At 73.2% G+C, this 15,877-nt stretch carries 14 protein-coding genes; 6 read left to right on the forward strand and 8 right to left on the reverse strand.

The annotated features are described in order from the left end of the window. The first annotated feature begins 35 nt into the window (after positions 1–35). Complete coding sequence (locus tag ACTMTB_RS25170) at positions 36–257, forward strand: DUF2188 domain-containing protein (RefSeq protein ID WP_280836726.1); 222 nt, start codon at positions 36–38, stop codon at positions 255–257. Positions 258–474: 217 nt separating this feature from the next. Here the strand turns inward: ACTMTB_RS25170 and ACTMTB_RS25175 are convergent, their stop codons facing one another. The 5 genes from ACTMTB_RS25175 to ACTMTB_RS25195 all read right to left on the reverse strand — a co-directional run bounded on the left by ACTMTB_RS25175 (position 475) and on the right by ACTMTB_RS25195 (position 5,928). After that, a complete protein-coding gene (locus tag ACTMTB_RS25175; protein ID WP_441148687.1) occupies positions 475–2,076 on the reverse strand; it encodes an asparagine synthetase B family protein in 1,602 nt (533 codons plus the stop codon). A gap of 4 nt (positions 2,077–2,080) precedes the next feature. Then, positions 2,081–3,049 carry a hypothetical protein gene (locus tag ACTMTB_RS25180; RefSeq protein WP_441148688.1) on the reverse strand — a complete coding sequence of 323 codons (969 nt, stop codon included), beginning with the start codon at positions 3,047–3,049 and terminating at the stop codon, positions 2,081–2,083. 98 nt (positions 3,050–3,147) lie between these two features. After that, positions 3,148–3,948, reverse strand: a complete 801-nt coding sequence (locus ACTMTB_RS25185; protein ID WP_441148689.1) for an isocitrate lyase/PEP mutase family protein — start codon at positions 3,946–3,948, stop codon at positions 3,148–3,150. After that, on the reverse strand, positions 3,945–4,934 hold the full coding sequence (locus ACTMTB_RS25190) for a cytochrome P450 (protein WP_441148690.1): 990 nt from the start codon (positions 4,932–4,934) through the stop codon (positions 3,945–3,947). Before ACTMTB_RS25190 ends, ACTMTB_RS25185 begins: the two co-directional genes overlap by 4 nt. A gap of 256 nt (positions 4,935–5,190) precedes the next feature. After that, entirely contained in the window at positions 5,191–5,928 is a 738-nt protein-coding gene (locus tag ACTMTB_RS25195; protein ID WP_441148691.1) for an ArsR/SmtB family transcription factor, read from the reverse strand. A gap of 133 nt (positions 5,929–6,061) precedes the next feature. Between ACTMTB_RS25195 and ACTMTB_RS25200 the strand changes: the two genes are divergently transcribed. Together ACTMTB_RS25200 and ACTMTB_RS25205 are read left to right on the forward strand one after the other, a co-directional pair. Next, complete coding sequence (locus ACTMTB_RS25200; RefSeq protein ID WP_441148692.1) at positions 6,062–8,287, forward strand: family 43 glycosylhydrolase; 2,226 nt, start codon at positions 6,062–6,064, stop codon at positions 8,285–8,287. A gap of 275 nt (positions 8,288–8,562) precedes the next feature. Next, entirely contained in the window at positions 8,563–9,075 is a 513-nt protein-coding gene (locus tag ACTMTB_RS25205) for a nuclear transport factor 2 family protein (protein WP_441148767.1), read from the forward strand. Between the two features lie 105 nt (positions 9,076–9,180). On the opposite strand, the gene ACTMTB_RS25210 is transcribed toward ACTMTB_RS25205, so the two are convergent. Then, entirely contained in the window at positions 9,181–9,612 is a 432-nt protein-coding gene (locus ACTMTB_RS25210) for a nuclear transport factor 2 family protein (RefSeq protein WP_210777993.1), read from the reverse strand. A gap of 218 nt (positions 9,613–9,830) precedes the next feature. Between ACTMTB_RS25210 and ACTMTB_RS25215 the strand changes: the two genes are divergently transcribed. Then, positions 9,831–10,616 carry an SDR family NAD(P)-dependent oxidoreductase gene (locus ACTMTB_RS25215; protein ID WP_441148693.1) on the forward strand — a complete coding sequence of 262 codons (786 nt, stop codon included), beginning with the start codon at positions 9,831–9,833 and terminating at the stop codon, positions 10,614–10,616. A 72-nt stretch (positions 10,617–10,688) separates the two neighbouring features. Next, complete coding sequence (locus ACTMTB_RS25220) at positions 10,689–11,234, forward strand: acetyl-CoA carboxylase biotin carboxyl carrier protein (protein ID WP_441148694.1); 546 nt, start codon at positions 10,689–10,691, stop codon at positions 11,232–11,234. 55 nt (positions 11,235–11,289) lie between these two features. Here the strand turns inward: ACTMTB_RS25220 and ACTMTB_RS25225 are convergent, their stop codons facing one another. Beyond that, positions 11,290–12,072: an AfsR/SARP family transcriptional regulator gene (locus ACTMTB_RS25225; protein WP_357614315.1), complete on the reverse strand. Its 783-nt coding sequence runs from the start codon at positions 12,070–12,072 to the stop codon at positions 11,290–11,292. Positions 12,073–12,828: 756 nt separating this feature from the next. Here ACTMTB_RS25225 and ACTMTB_RS25230 point away from each other — a divergent pair. Next, positions 12,829–14,442 carry an FAD-binding oxidoreductase gene (locus ACTMTB_RS25230; RefSeq protein WP_441148695.1) on the forward strand — a complete coding sequence of 538 codons (1,614 nt, stop codon included), beginning with the start codon at positions 12,829–12,831 and terminating at the stop codon, positions 14,440–14,442. Between the two features lie 84 nt (positions 14,443–14,526). Here ACTMTB_RS25230 and ACTMTB_RS25235 read toward each other — a convergent pair whose 3' ends face one another. Next, positions 14,527–15,876, reverse strand: coding sequence for an acetyl-CoA carboxylase biotin carboxylase subunit (locus ACTMTB_RS25235; RefSeq protein WP_441148696.1), 1,350 nt, complete (start codon positions 15,874–15,876; stop codon positions 14,527–14,529). Position 15,877 lies beyond the last annotated feature (1 nt).

Consider the following 15,877-nt stretch of genomic DNA (forward strand, 5'->3'; position numbering starts at 1 on the left):
GTACCTGGATCCGGACGGACGAGAGGAGAGCGCCCATGAAGCGCAACGAATACCACGTGGTGCCGAACGACGGCTCCTGGAAGGTGGAGCAGGGCAGCCGGAGCCTCGGCTCGTACGACACCAAGCACCGCGCGGTCGAAGAGGGCCGCAAGGTGGCGCACGCCAACGAGCCCAGCCAGCTCGTCGTACACACCGCCGACGGGAAGATCGAGACCGAGTACACCTACAAGGACGATCCCTTCCCGCCCGCCGGCTGACCGGCGCGCTCCCTCCGGCGGCCTGCCGGAATCACCTGGGTCACAGGCGGTTCCGGTAGGCCGCCGTCGGCTGCCCGCCCGCGGCGCGACGACCGCTGCGAGTTCGGATACCGCGAGACGCCTGATCCACTCCGTTTGCGGCGTGTCGCGGTATCGCCGTTCTCCGACACCGCGACACGCCGCAAACGGAGACGATCACGGGCACGCTCGGCCGGGCTCACCGGACCGGCGCCCCGCGGGTGGGACGCGGCCCGACCAGCCGGCGGACCAGCGGGGCGGCGTTCCACTTCGCCGCCCCGACCAGGTCCCGGGCGTGCTCCAGCACGGTGTAGTCGGGTCGGGCCAGCCCGTCGGCGATGGCCCGGTCCAGGTCGTTGCCGCAGCGGGTGAGCACGCTGTCGAAGTCGCGGCGGACCGGCTCCAGCAGGTCGTAGCCGAACCGGCGGTGCAGCCGGGAGAAGAACGGCTTGTAGAGCCGGGCCCGCTCGTGCAGACCCGAAGAGTACGACATCGGGTTCTTCGGCCGCCGCCGGATGTAGTCGGGCAGCACGTCGGCGAACGCCCGCCGGACGATCCACTTCTCCTGCCCGTCGCGCATCTTGAGCGCCAGCGGCAACCGCATCGCCAGCTCCACCACGCTGAGGTCGAGGAAGGGCACCCGGGCCTCCACCCCGTGGCCCATGCTGGCCCGGTCGACCCGCTGCAACTCCGTACGGCAGAGGTTGCGGATCTTGTGGAGGAAGAGCCGGCGGGCCCGGTCGGGGCCGACCTGGTGGTACATCGGGTAGCCGCCGAACAGCTCGTCGGAGCCGTCGCCGGTGAGCACCACCTTGATCCCCATCTCGTGCAGTCGCCGGAAGATCGGCACGGTGACCACCGCGTTGATGATGTCGCCGTACTCGGTCAGCTCGGAGATCCGGATCGCCTCCCGGACGTCGGCCAGCCGGATGTCGCGCGGGCGCAGCTGGACCACCTCGTGCGGCACACCGAGGTCGGCGGCGAGCCGCCGCGCGTACGCCACGTCGGGGCTGTCCGGCACCCCGACGGTCACCGCCACGCAGTCCGGGTGCAGCTCGCGGACGTGCAGCAGCGCCAGCGAGCTGTCCAGGCCGCCGGAGAGCACCACCCCGACGGTGAGGTCGGTGTCCACCCGCATCCGGATGCTGTCGCTGATCGCGGCCCGGACGAGCAGGGCGGCCTCGTCCGGGTCGTCCACCTCGGGCAGTCCCGCGCCGAGGGCGAGCAGGTCGAGGTACGCCGCCAGCTCCACCCGCCCGTCCGGGTCGGCCCAGCCGTGGTGCCCGGGCGGCACCTCGTCGACCGGGGCGCGCAGCCCGACCAGCGCCTTGACCTCCGAGGCGACGTGCAGGCAGCCGGGCGTGCGGGCCCAGTAGAGCGGCTTGACGCCGAGCGGGTCCCGGGCCAGGTAGACCCGGCCGGTGGCGCGTTCGGCGACGGCGAAGGCCCACTCGCCGCGCAGCCGGTGCACCGCCCGCTCACCCCAGCGCAGGAACGCGGCGAGCACCACCTCGGTGTCGCTCGTGGTGCGGAACGGGTGTCCGGCCCGGGTCAGCTCGGCGCGCAGCTCGTGGTGGTTGAAGACCTCGCCGTTGTAGCAGAGGACGTACCGGCCGTCGGCGGAGGTGAACGGCTGCACGGCCCGGTCCCGGTCGACGATGCGCAGCCGCCGTACGCCGGCGAGCAGGCCGGCCTCCTGCCGGGTCTCGGTGACCTCGCCCCGGGGGCTGAGGACGGCGAGCATCCGGCGGAAGATCGCCGGGTCGGCCTCGGGGCCGGCGCTGAGCGCGATGCCGCACATCGCCTCAGGCCCCCATCTCCGCCTCGTAGGCCGAGCGCAGCCGGGCGCGGGCGCCCGGTGCCAGGCACACGTGCCAGGCCTGCCCCTCGTCGACCACGTTGATCTCACCGGCGGCCTGCCGGGCGAGCAGGATCTCAGCGAGGGTGTCCCGGACGCCGAAGCGCGTGAACCAGGCCATCTCCACGTCCACCGCCCAGCCGAGGCAGTGCCCGCTGGGCACCATCGCGGCGTACCCGAGACGGCGCAGCTGGTACTGGTGCTCGGCGCTGCGCACCAGGCTGGTCACCCAGAGCGGCGGGGTGGCCGGCGGGGTGGCCCGGGCCAGCTCGCGGGCCAGGTCGTTGAGGAGCGCCACCACCTCGCGCCGGGTGCGCCGGAACTTCACCCCGGCGGTGCGCGGGGTGGCGTCCGGGCGGAGCTTGCGGCGTACCGCCCGTACGCCCCGGCCGAGCACGGTGGCCGGCTGCTCCTGGTAACGGAAGGCGAGCAGCCCACGCCGGCGCAGCCACTCCAGGTCGACCAGGTCCGGATGGGTGTCGACCTGGTCGTCGGTGAGGAAGGTGGTGGTGTCGCGCCACCACATCACGTCGATGCGGGAGAGCAGGTAGATCCGGACCAGCGCGGTGAGGTCGCTCGCCGAGGTCCGCTCGTTGGGCTGGTAGCGGGCGATCTCCAGCAGCAGTGTCTCGCGGGCGCCGATGAACCCCTGCGAGGTCGCGTCGAGCACCGCGGCAATCGCCGGCTCCCGCAACCGCTGGTCGAGGAGCACCTGGCGGGCCGCGCTGGACGTCGCGTCGGCGAGCGCCCCCACCTCGACCAGCAGCTCCGCCACGGCCTCGCGGTACGCGTCGAGGTCCGGCGGGGCGGTCGGCACCGCGCGGGCTCGGCCCAGCGCGGGTGACCGGCGCGCCGGGGCGGGCGAGGAGACGGACGGGCCGGGTTGGGGGCCGGAACTTCGGCTGGGCACGCGCATGGTCGGGTCCTCTCCCGGTACGACACGGTGCGGATGAACCTGAAACACACCGTAAGCACCCGGAACAGGGAAAGTGCGAGCAATCCTCCCATCCACCCCTAAGGGCGACGACCGGTCGCTGTCATCCGCTGCACGTCCGCGTACGACGGCAGCGCCGGATCCGGCTCCACCATCCCCGTCCGGACGGCGTCGGCGGTGCGGACCACGGCGGCCAGCGCCGCCCGGAACAGCAGCGAGCCGGTGCTGACCCGGGCCACCCCGAGGCGGCCGAGCGCCGCCGGCGACGGCCCGCCCGGCTGGGCCAGGACGTTCAGCGGCGCGTCGACCGCGTCCGCCAGCCGCCGGACGACGTCCGGGTCGCCGACCCCCGGGACGAAGACGCCGTCCGCCCCGGCCCGCCGGTAGGCCCGCGCCCGCGGCAGCGCCTGCTCCAGCGGGTCGGGCCGGCCGAGCCACCAGGCGTCGGTGCGGGCGTTGACGAAGAGCCCGGGCACCCGCGCGCGGACCGCCTCGATCTTCGCCACCACCAGGGCCGGATCGGCGAGGCTGCCGTCGGGCCGCCCGTCCTCCAGGTTGATCCCGACCACGCCGAGGGCCGCCAGCTCGGCGGCGTACCCGGCGACGGCCGACGGGTCGTCGCTGAAGCCGGCCTCGACGTCCACGGTCACCGGCACCGGCAAGCGGACCAGCAGCTCGGCGAGGCGGAGGGTCTCCTCGGCGGTGGCCGCCAGCCCGTCCGGCCGGCCGGCGGCCACGGCCACGCCGAGGCTGGTGGTGCCCACCGCCGGATGGCCGGCGGCGGCCAGGGCGGCGCCGGAGGCGTGATCCCAGGCGTTGGGCAGCACCAGCGGCCGGCCGGGGCGGTGCAGGGCGCGGAAGGCGGCGTGGCGGTCGCTCACCGGGGCACCGCCGGGCGGGTGCGCGGGACGCGGGGTGCGTGCTCCGGTCGGGGCGCCGGGCCGGCCCGGCGTTCGCGCAGCACGTCCACCACCCCGGTGGCCAGGGCCAGCGCGTGCCGTTCACCCGGGCAGCCGTGCGGGCCGGCGCCGAAGGTCAGCACCGACCGGCCCGGCGCGAACCGGTCCGGCGCGGTGACCACCGCCGGGTCCCGGTTCGCCGCGTCGAAGCGCAGCACCAGCTCCGCGCCGGACGGGACCGGCTGCCCACCCACCCGGGCCGGGGGGGCGGCGATCCGGCGGGTGGCGCGTACCGGTGGGTCGAGGCGCAGCACCTCGGCCAGCAGCGCCGCGGTGGGCACCGACGGGGGCAACGCCGGGGCGTACCGGGCGGCGGCGCCGATCAATGCGGCGGTGGCGTCGCAGGCCTGCACGAGCAGCCCGATCCGGTTGGCCAGCGCCTCGGGCGGCCCCGCCGGGGACATCGCCACCAGCGCCGCCACCGCGCGGTCCGCGCGGCGCACCGCGGCCGGCCCGGCGCCGGGCTGGTAGGCGGCGGCCACCACGGTCACCGCCGGCACCGCCGCCGCCGGATCGGCCAGGCCGAGCCGGGCCGCCAACACCCGCAGCGGTACGCCCCGAGCCAGCCGCGCCGACCCGGCGAGCGGGTCGCGGTCGAGTTCCTCGGCGGTCAGCCGGGCGGCGTCACGCCGCAGCCCGTCCGGCGCGCAGTCGGCGAGCGCGGCGACGGCGGCGGCCCGCCGGGCGGGATGCCGGTCCGGCCCGCTGAACCGGGCGACGGTGCCGCGCAGCCAGGCGAGGCTGCCGGGCGGTCCCGGCGCCGCCTCGGGCACCCGGAAGTCCGGATCGGTGAGCACACCGCGCACGTCCGCGTGGCGGGTCACCGACCAGACGCCGCCGTCGAGGGTCGGCGGGCCGCAGGCCGGGGTGTCGGGTCCGGGCGGGATCAGGGGTATCGGGTCGCTCATCCGCCCGACGCTAGGGGCGGATCGCTTCGGCGCCGACCGAACTCTGCCGGCCTCGGCGCACTCCCCCAGCGGCCCTCCCGCGTTGCCCGGGTTGATCGAGGCGTCAGTCTGCACCGCGCTGCGGGGGCGGTGATGCCGGCCTCGTCCGGGTCAGGCGCGTCGGGGCTGCCCCGGTTCGCGTGCGACGACCGCGCGGGTCGGGCCGGCTGCGCCGGGTTGGGCGCGGCGACCGCGCGGCTCGGGCCGGCTGCGCTGGTCAGGCGCGTCCGCCGCCACCGTCGCGGCGGGGCGGCACCAGCTCGCCGGCGTCGATCCCCAGCACCTCGGGCAGCGCCGCGACGCCGGCCGGGGTCACCCGCACGCTGCGCCCGGTGCCGCGCGTCGTCCAGCCCAGTTCCGCGAAGCGGCGGCACAGCGCGGCGCCGAGCGCGCCGGCCAGGTGGGGACGGCGTTCCGTCCAGTCCAGGCAGTCCCGCACCAGGGGCCGCCGGCCGCCGCGCAGCGGCGCGACGCCGAGGTCGGCCAGCCAATCCCGGCCGGTCGGGGTGACCGCGAGACCGTCCGCGCCGTCGAGCAGACCGCGGGTCAGCAGGGCGTCGCGCAGCCGGACGCCGAGCCGTCCGGCGAGGTGGTCGTAGCAGGTCCGGGCGTGGACCAGGGCGGCGTCGGCGGTGGCCACACGCAGCGATCCGGCCGGGCGCGGCGCCGGCGACACGTGCCCGGCCAGGTCCTCGATCAGCTGCGCCACCGCCGGGCCCGCCAGCCGCAGGTAGCGGTGCCGTCCCTGGCGCTCCTCCACCAACAGGCCGCCCCGGACCAGCCGGGTGAGGTGTTCGCTGGCGGTCGAGGGGGCCACCCCGGCACCGCGCGCCAGCTCGCCGGCCGTCCACGCCCGCCCGTCGAGCAGGGCCAGGCAGATGCTTGCCCGGGTGTCGTCGGCGAGCAGGGCGGCCAGGTCGGCGAGGCGGCGGCCGTCGGTGGGCGCAGCGGTCATCCGCCGATGGTGCCACGGCGACGGTTCGGTGGGCACCGACCCGTGCCAACACCTTTACATCGTTGTATTCATCGTTGTAGAACTGGACGGAATGACGCACCGACCACCATTCACCCCAACCGAGGCAGGTCTGATGGGTCAACTCCGCCGCGGCGGCGCGCTCGCCGCCGTACTCGGTCTGCTCCTGGCGGCGGTCGCCTCCGCGCCCGCCACCGCCGGAGCCGACACCCCCGACCGCTACCGCAACCCGCTCTCCGCCGGGTTCGCCGACACCTTCGCCGACCCCGTCGTCGTCCGCGGCGACGACGGCTTCTGGTACGCCTACGGCACCACCGACCCGCTGCGCGAGGGCGAGAAGCGGTTCCACCGGGTGCCCACCGCCCGCTCCGCCGACCTGGTCGACTGGACCTACCTCGGCGACGCCTTCGGCCCCGACCAACGCCCGCCGTACGCCACGGCCGGCGCCGGCTTCTGGGCCCCCGACGTGCGCCGCGTCGGCGACCGGTGGGTCATGTACGTGACCGTCACCGACACCACCGTCTCCCCCGACGGCGGCGACTTCGCCGTCGGCGCGGCGACCGCCCCCAACCCGACCGGCCCCTGGACCTTCGCCGACCAGCCCGTGGTGGCGCCCCGTCCCGGCGGCGGCGGTGGCTGGCTCTGGACCATCGACCCGTCGCAGTTCACCGACGTCGACGGGAAGCACTACCTCTACTACGGCAGCTACTACGGCGGCATCTCGGTCACCGAGCTCTCCGCCGACGGGCTGCGCGCGGTCGGCGCGCCCACCCTGGTCGCCATCGACAACAAGTTCGAGGGCAGCTACGTGCTGCGCCACGACGGCTGGTACTACCTCTTCGCCTCCACCGCCAACTGCTGCGCCGGCCCGGCCACCGGCTACTCCGTCCAGGTGGGCCGCGCGACGAGCCCGCGCGGGCCGTTCGTCGACCGCGACGGCATCCCGCTGACCGCCTCCCGGGCCGGCGGCACGCCGGTGCTCACCCAGAACGGCAATCGCTGGATCGGCACCGGGCACAACGGGTTCCTCACCGACCTGTCCGGGCAGGACTGGATCGTCTACCACGCCATCGACCGGGCCGACCCGTACCTGGACGAGCCGTTCGGCATCAACGAGCGGCCGATGCTGATCGACCGCCTCGACTGGATCGACGGCTGGCCCCAGGTCAACGCCGGCGCCGGCCCGTCCGACGGCGACCGCCGGGCGCCGGTGACCACCGCCCGACTCGACGCCCGCTTCGACTCCCCGGCTCTGAGCGGCTGGACCGGCAGCGGCGCGTGGCGGGTCACCGACGGCCACCTCACCGGCACCGGCGCGCTGACCAGCCGCACGGTGACCGGCGGCGACCTGCACGCGGAGGCCGACCTGCGGCTCACCGGCGCGGCGGCGGCCGGACTGACCGTCGGCCGGGTCGAGGTACGCCTCGACGCCGCCGCCGGTCGGCTCGTCGCCCGGGAGGCGGGCGGCGCGACGGCGAGCGTGCCCCTGCCCGCCGCTCTCGACCCCGCCGACCCGCACAACCTCGCCGTCGAGGTGCGCGGCCGGCAGCTCGTCGCCGAGCTGAGCCCGGCCCGGCTCGGTGACCAGCTCGCCGTGGTGTCGCTGCGGCTGACCCGGCCGACGGTCGGCCGGCTCACCGTCACCGCGACCGGCGGCGCGGCGGAGTTCGACAACGTCAGCGTCGCCCGGCTGCACCGGCCCGCCCCACGGGCGGTGCCGGAGCCCCGCGTCGGCGGGGTGCTGCCGGCGTACTCCGACGAGTTCGCCGACGGCCTCGACCCGGCCTGGCGTTGGGTCCGCGAGGATCCGGCGGCGACCGTCTCCGGTGGCGCGCTGCGTTGGCCGGTGCAGGCGGCGGACCTGACCGGCACCGGCAACACCGCCGGGGTGCTGCTGCGCGACGCGCCGACCGGCGACTACGTGGTCGAGACGAAGGTGACCCTCGACCTGGGCGAGGAGACGGTCCGCAACTACCAGCAGGCCGGCCTGGTCGCGTACGTCGACGACGACCGGTTCGCCCGGCTGGCCCAGGTGGCGATCTGGAACACCCGTCAGGTCGAGTACGGCTACGAGCTGCCCTTCGCCGGCCAGCCCGTCTACGGCGGATACATCGTCGGCACCCCGGCCACCACCACCTGGCTGCGGCTGGCCCACCGGGTCGACCCGGCCACCGGCGAGCACGAGTTCCGGGCCGGCTCCAGCCGGGACGGGACGAGCTGGACGTGGGGCGGGGTGTGGACGTTCCCGGCGGACGCGACTCCACGGATCGGCCTGGTCGCGCACGGCGGCGCGGAGCCCCCGGTGACCGCCGTCTTCGACTACGTCCGCTTCCACGGATGAGTCCCCGGGCGGGTGCGCGCCGACGTCGCGCCGCACCCGCCCGGCCGGCCCTCCCCGGAGGCGGGCGCGCTTCGAGTCGGATTCGAGTCCGGTCTGGAATCCTGCATCGCGCCACAGCCGGTCCCGACTCGGCTAGAACGGAAGATGTCCACCGGCCCGTGGGCCCGGCCATCCGCGCCCGCGGCAGGCGTCGACCGGTGCCGTGATCCAGGGCGCGCCGACGCACCCGACCCGGCCGCCGCGACGGCTCGACATCCAGGACTCTCGAGGTGAACATGACGCAGGACTCCACCGGCACGATCCGGACGGCACCGACTCCCGACGAGGAACTCGTCGCGCTCCGGCGTGAGCTCCGGGCACTCACCGACCACCGCGAGATCTCCGAACTGGTGGCCCGGCTCGGCAGGTGGCTGGACGGCCGCTGCCTCGGCGACGCGGACGCGCTGTTCACGCCGGAAGCGGTCGCCGTGACGCCGGGCGGCACCGACGAGGGCCGTACCCGTCTGGTCGAGCAGGCGCAGCAGCACCACGCCCACTACCACCGACTCCAGCACTCGATGGCGCACCTGCTCGTCGAGCAGGACGGCGACCGGGCGTCGGGGCAGGCGAACCTGACCGCCGTCTTCGTCGAGAACGACCCGCCCGCCGTCCGGGTCCTCGCCGGCGACTACCGCTTCGGCTTCGTCCGCACCGCCGACGGCTGGCGGTTCTCCCGCCTCGAGATCCGACCCACGTGGATGTCGACCGCATCGCAGGTCGTGCTCATCCCCCAGCCCGCCGGGGCCTGACCGGTCAGGCCGCCTGGGCGACGGCAGGTACGGTGCCGTCGCCCGGGCGGCACGGCCGCCCCGCCCGGGCTGAGTGCGTCGACGGACGACCGGCACGTCGACGGCTCAGAAGAGCTGGTCGTGCTCGACCTTGCGGGAGCGCAGCAGCAGACCGCCGTCCTCGCCGCGCACGATCACGTCCCGGACGACGCAGCTCGGTGCGATGTCCGGCTTACCACCCGGGCGCGTCGTGATCACCAGCGCGTAGCAGGTCGAGCGGATGCTCCCGTCGTCCTGCGGTTCGAGGTCGATCATGTTGAACCAGTGCCGGCGCTGCACCGGGTCGTTCTCGAACCGCTTGTGGAACTCGTGCAGGTCGGCGGCGATGCCGGCCCGGGTCCGGGCGGGTTCTCGTCCGGGCGTGTGACCGAACTCCGCGTCCTCGGTGAACGTCTCGGCGTATGCCTCCAACTTGCGTTCGTCGAGCTGGCGCATCTGCCGCGCGTAGAACTGCTGGACCTCCGTGTACAGCTCGGTGAACGAGGTGGACGTCGGCATGGGTGACCTCCGGGATGGCTGGCCTGGACGGGGGCACCGGAGGGCGGGCCCCGGCGGCACCACGATGACCGTCCGGACTCGAATCCGGCTCGAAGGCCGGACGCGCAGTCCCCGGCCCGGCCGCGAAACCCGGCTCTCCAGGCACCCTCGACCGGTGTTCGAGGACGGACGGTGATCCTCGGCGGCGTCACAGTCGGCCGTGCGGTGAAGGGAAGCCAATGTCGGAGCAGAGCCAGCGAGTGGCAATCGTGTCTGGGGCCACCAGCGGAATTGGGCTGGCGGTCGCCCGGTCGATCGCTCGCAGCGGGGCACACGTCTACATCTGTTCCCGCCGTGAGTCGGCGGTCGCGGACACCGTCAAGAGCCTCCAGTCGGAGGGGCTCGACGTCGACGGCCGTAGCTGCGACGTGCGGTCCGCGGAGGACGTCACGCGGTTCGTGGGCGCGGCGGTGGAGCGGTACGGGCCGATCGACGTCCTGGTCAACAACGCCGGACGCCCGGGCGGCGGCGCCACTGCCGAGATCGACGACGAGCTCTGGTTCGACGTCATCAACACCAACCTCAACAGCGTGTTCCTGATGACCAAGCAGGTCCTCACCACCGGCGGCATGTTGGCGCGGGGCCGGGGTCGCGTCATCAACATCGCCTCCACCGGCGGCAAGCAGGGTGTGGTCCACGCCGCCCCCTACTCGGCCTCGAAGCACGGCGTGGTGGGTTTCAGCAAGGCCCTCGGCCTGGAGCTGGCGAAGACCGGCATCACCGTGAACGCGGTGTGCCCCGGGTTCGTGGAGACCCCCATGGCCGAACGGGTGCGGGAGCACTACGCGGACATCTGGGGCGTCGACGAGGCCGAGACCCACGCCCGGATCACCGGACGGGTCCCGATCGGCCGCTACGTCGAGGTGGAGGAGGTCGCCGCAATGGTGTCGTACCTGATGAGCGACGGCGCCGCCGCGGTGACCGCGCAGGCGATGAACGTCTGCGGCGGGCTCGGCAACTACTGACAGGTCACGGGACACCGGCCGGACACGGATCGAGCAGCCGGACCCGGCACGGTTTCGAGGAGAGGCACCGTCATGACGAGTGACACCACCCGGGCGCCGCACCGGCCACCGGAAGAGACGCCCGACGACCACGACCCCCGGGCGATGCGGGACATCCAGGCCGCGCTGGAACTGGTCCGCAGCAGCACACTGGAACTGCTGACGGGTTTCGGCCGTACCCCGAGCGCCCTGCGCGTGCGAGCCGGCGGCGTGACGGTCGAGGCCGAATGGCCGGTGGAACCGGCGACCGCCCACGCCGCCACCAACGCTCCCGTGGCCGTGGCGGTGGCGGCTGGCAGTGGCTCCACACCCCTCGCCGTCGAGCCGGACGGCCACCAGGTCCGCTCACCGGCGGTCGGGATCCTGTTCCACGCGCCGTCACCCGGCGCCCCGCCGTTCGTCTCGGTGGGCGACACGGTGGCCCCGGGCCAGCAGCTGGCGATCGTGGAGGTGATGAAGCTGATGATCCCGGTCGAGTCCACGGTGCACGGCACAGTCAGCGCGGTGCTGCACGACAACGGCGAGCCGGTGGAGTACGACGACCCGCTCTTCCTCATCAACGTCACCGAGGGCTCCTGACCGGCCCGCTCCGCCCGGTCGTCGCCATCGCGGACGACCGGGCGGGGCCGGCTGGTCACCGGGAGGCCAGTCCGGCGAGCCGGCTGTCCTCCCCCTGCAGGACGGTCAGCTGCAAGCGTTGCACCTGGACGGTCGGCTCGACCCCGAGCTCACGGGCAAGGATGCCGCGCAGGTTCTGATATGCCTGCAACGCCTCCGCCCGGCGGCCCGACTCGTAGAGCACTTCGATCAACTGAGCGTGGAAGGACTCGTTGAGCGGATGGGCGGCGACGAGGGCACGCAGTTCCGCCACGAGCTCCAGATGGCGGCCGAGCCGGCGCTCCGCGGTGATCCGCAGGTGGGTCGCCTGGAGTCGCACCTCGTCGAGGTGGGCGATGTGCGCGGCCAGCACCTCCCCGACCGCCAGACCGGCGAACGCCGGACCCCGCCAGAGGTCGAGTGCCGTGCGGAGTTCACGCAGCGCCGCCTCCGGCTCGTCGTCAACCAACAATTCACGCGCCCGTTGCACGAGTCGTTCGAAGACATTCACGTCCACGTCCTGCGCCGCGATCCGCATGGCATAACCGGGCGCCCTGGTCGACACCAGGTCCTGACCGAGCGGTGACAACTCGCGCGCCAACATCCGCCGGCCGTGGTAGATGTACGTCTGAAGGGTCGTGACCGCGCTGCGCGGCGGCTTCTCGCCCCACAATTCCCTAATGAGGGTGTCGACCGCCACCGCATCGGGGCACCGGGCGATCAGCAACGCCAGCACCTGCCCGGTCTTCGACGGGCTCACATCGATCGACCTGTCGTCATCCGTGATGATTTCCAGTGGGCCCAGAACGTTGAACCTCATAGGTACTCCCCCGTCGCTCACGGTGCTTCTGCCGTCGCTCTCGATAGACCGGAAGAACAGCCGGAAAGCGGTCTGATCCGCACCGCCCCCACGCCGGTGAGAAGTCGGGACGTGCGGCCGATCCCCCTTGTCACGGCCATGGCCACCCCCTCGGACCAGCAAAGTGGAGGTCCCTCCACTTCCCGCTACTGGGCGCCAGTTTACACATGCTCGCCACTCCTCAGGACCATCTGTTTCCCGATCACCGAGGGCCCGGCAGGGGACTGTTTCCGCAGGAAGAGGCGCGATTTCTCGGCCCCGGGCGGGGTGATTGCCTAACTGTGACGAAGCGCACTGTCACATCGATGTCTGTATCCATCAGATATCGCGTCCCGACATACGTAAAGAAGGGGAGGATTCGGACACCGGAATTCGCTTTCATCGTCAGCTATTCACCAGATCAACGAAGTGGTGACGGAAAGCCAACAGGACTCCCCCATTCGGGTGATCACATTGAACCTTCCGACGCTGTTTCGGAATTGACGTCGCGAATACCGTATTGATTGCGGCTCAGTGTTCCGACAGCACCCGATGCACACGGGACCGGGCGAGCATCCACGGGGGTGGAATTCGGCACTCGTTCTCGACCCGATCCGGGTCGACGGGCCGAAATCACGCGCGAACTCAGCGCCTCTTCCCGAACGGTCCGCCCGTCGCGATCTTCCGGTCCCGCCGGACACGTCCGCGCACCCGAGAATGCGAATGGGAAGGAACGGCATGGCACACATCAGCAGGAGAAGCCTGCTCAGCGGGACCGCCGCGGTCGCGGGTACCGCCGTGGCGGGTATGGCCACGGGAGCACCCGCGCAGGCCGCCACGACCACCACGACGCCCGCGCTGACGGTCACCCCGGGCGACCCGCGCTACCCCGACCTCGTCGTCGGCAACAACCAGCGGTGGGTCGCGACGCCCGACGCCGTACGGCTGGTCACCTCGTCGGCCCAGGTGCTGCAGGCGGTGCAGGAGGCGGTCGACGCCGGCAAGCGGGTCTCCGTGCGCAGCGGCGGGCACTGCTACGCGGACTTCGTCTACCACTCCGCCAGCAAGGTCGTCATCGACATGTCGGCGATGAACCGGATCTCCTACGACCAGAACCGCCAGGCCTTCGCGGTGGAGCCCGGGGCCCTGCTCATCGCCGTGTACGAGACGCTGCAGAAGGGCTGGAACGTCACCCTGCCCGCCGGCGTCTGCCCGACCGTGGGCATCGGCGGCCACGCCACCGGCGGCGGCTACGGACTGCTCTCCCGCAGCCACGGGGTGGTCGCCGACCACATCGAGGCGGTCGAGATGGTCGTCGTCGACGCGAACCGCATCGCCCGGCTCGTGGTCGCCTCCCGCGCCTCCACCGACCCGAACCGGGACCTGTGGTGGGCGTGCGCGGGCGGCGGAGGCGGCAACTTCGGCATCATCACCCGCTACTGGTTCCGCTCGCCGAACGCCTCCGGCACCATCCCCGGTCAGCAGCTGCCCCGTCCGCCGCGCGAGGTGCTCGTCAGCAACGTGCCGGTGCCCTGGGTGGCCCTCGACCAGGCCAGGTTCACCACCCTCGTGCGCAACTTCGGCACCTGGTACGCGCAGAACAGCGGCGCCACCTCCCCGTACACCGCGCTGTCCGGGGTGGCGTTCATCCCGCACCGGTCCGCCGGGGGCATGGGGCTGCTGACCCAGATCGACGCGGCCGTGCCCGACGCCGAGAAGCTGCTCGCCGACTACCTCGCCGCCGTCACCCGGGACACCGGCATCACCGCCCCGTACCCGCCCCGGCGGCTGCGGTGGCTGGCGGCCACCCGGCTCATCGGCACCAGCAACCCGGCCACCATGCTGGACCCGACGATGCGCAGCGCGGTGAAGTCGGCGTACCTGCGCCGCAGCTTCACCGACACCCAGATCGCAGCCCTCTGGCGGAACCTGACCCGCCAGGACTACGCGAACCCCAACGCGACCCTCCAGCTCACCGGGGTCGCCGGCGGCAAGGTCAACACGGTGCCCACCACCGCCACCGCGTACCCGCACCGCAACTCGGCGTTCCTGGCCCTCTACGAGAACTTCTGGATCAACCCGGCGGAGGACGCCCAGCACGTGGGCTGGCTCCGCGACATCTACGGCCAGACGTTCGCCGCCACCGGCGGTTACCCGGTGCCGAACGACCAGACCGACGGTTGCTACATCAACTCGCCGGACATGGATATCCGCGACCCCGAGATCAACCGCTCCGGCGTACCGTGGTCGACCCTCTACTACAAGGAGAACTACCCCCGGTTGCAGCAGGTGAAGGCCCGCTGGGATCCGACGAACTTCTTCCGGCACTCGCAGTCGATCACGCTGCCCTGACGCGATCGGCGCCGGCCCCGAGCGGGGCCGGCGCCGAGAGCCGCGCCACGAGACGGCGGCGCCGGACCGGGTCCGGCGCCGCCGTTACCGTCGGTCCGTCAGCTGGTCGACAAGGGCCGTGGTGTGCGTGGCGGTCCGGAACCGGGGATCGTCGAGCACCTGACGCAGGAAGTCCACCGTGGTGTGCACGCGGGGCCCGGAGATGCGGAACTCGGCCAGGGACCGCAGCATGCGCGCGATGGCCTCGTCGCGGCGGGGTGCCCAGACCACCAGCTTGGCCAGGAGCGAGTCGTAGTTCGGCGGCACCTCGTAGCCGGCGTGCACATGGGAATCGACCCGGACGAACGGGCCGCCGGGTGGCACGAACTCCGTCACCAGGCCGGGCGCCGGGGCGAAGTCCCGCGCCGGGTCCTCCGCGTTGATCCGGCACTCGATCGCCACCCCGCGGGGCCGGACGTCGTCCTGCGTGAACGCGAGCGGCTCACCCGCGGCGATCTTGATCTGCTCCCGCACCAGGTCGATGCCGGTCACCATCTCCGTCACCGGGTGCTCCACCTGGATGCGGCAGTTGACCTCCATGAAGTAGTAGCTGCCGTCGGGGTCGACCAGGAACTCGAAGGTGCCGGCGCCGACGTAACCGGCCGCGAGCGCGCCGTCGACGGCGGACCTTCCCATCCGCTCGGTGAGGTCGACGGGCAGCTCCGGCGCCGGCGTCTCCTCCACCAGTTTCTGGTGGCGTCGCTGCACGGTGCAGTCCCGCTCCCCCAGGTGCACGGCGTGACCGTACCGGTCGCAGAGCACCTGGATCTCCACGTGCCGGGCGTCGCGGAGGTACTTCTCGACATACACCCGGCCGTCGCCGAAGAGCATCTGAGCCGTGGCCTGGGTCCTGCGGTACTCGTCGAGGAAGCTGTCCCGGTCGTGGACGACCTGCATGCCGCGGCCGCCACCGCCCGCGGCGGCCTTGACGATGACGGGGAATCCGATCGTCGCCGCCAGTTCCTCGGCCGCCTCGGGGCTCAGCGGGTGGACGCTCCCCGGCAGCAGCGGCAGGCCGGCGCGGGTCATCAGGGCCCGGGCCGAGGTCTTGTCGCCTAGCTCCGCCATCACGGAGGCGGGCGGACCGATCAGAGTGACGCCGAGCGATTCGCACGCGTCGGCGAAGTCCGGTGACTCGGAGAGGAACCCGTACCCGGGATGGATGGCGTCGGCGCCCGACTGCTCGGCGGCCTGGAGCACGGCGGCCGCGTTCAGGTAGCTGCGGGTGGGCGGCGCCGGACCGATCTGCACCGCCTGGTCGGCGAGCTGGACGACGGCCGAGTCACGGTCCCGGGTGGAGTGCACGGCGACCGTCGGGATCCCGAGCTCCCGGCAGCAACGGGCGATCCGCAGGGCGATCTCGCCCCGGTTGGCGATCAGGATCTTCTTGAACATG

This window comes from Micromonospora sp. L32, assembly GCF_052068055.1.
GTDB lineage: Bacteria > Actinomycetota > Actinomycetes > Mycobacteriales > Micromonosporaceae > Micromonospora > Micromonospora purpureochromogenes.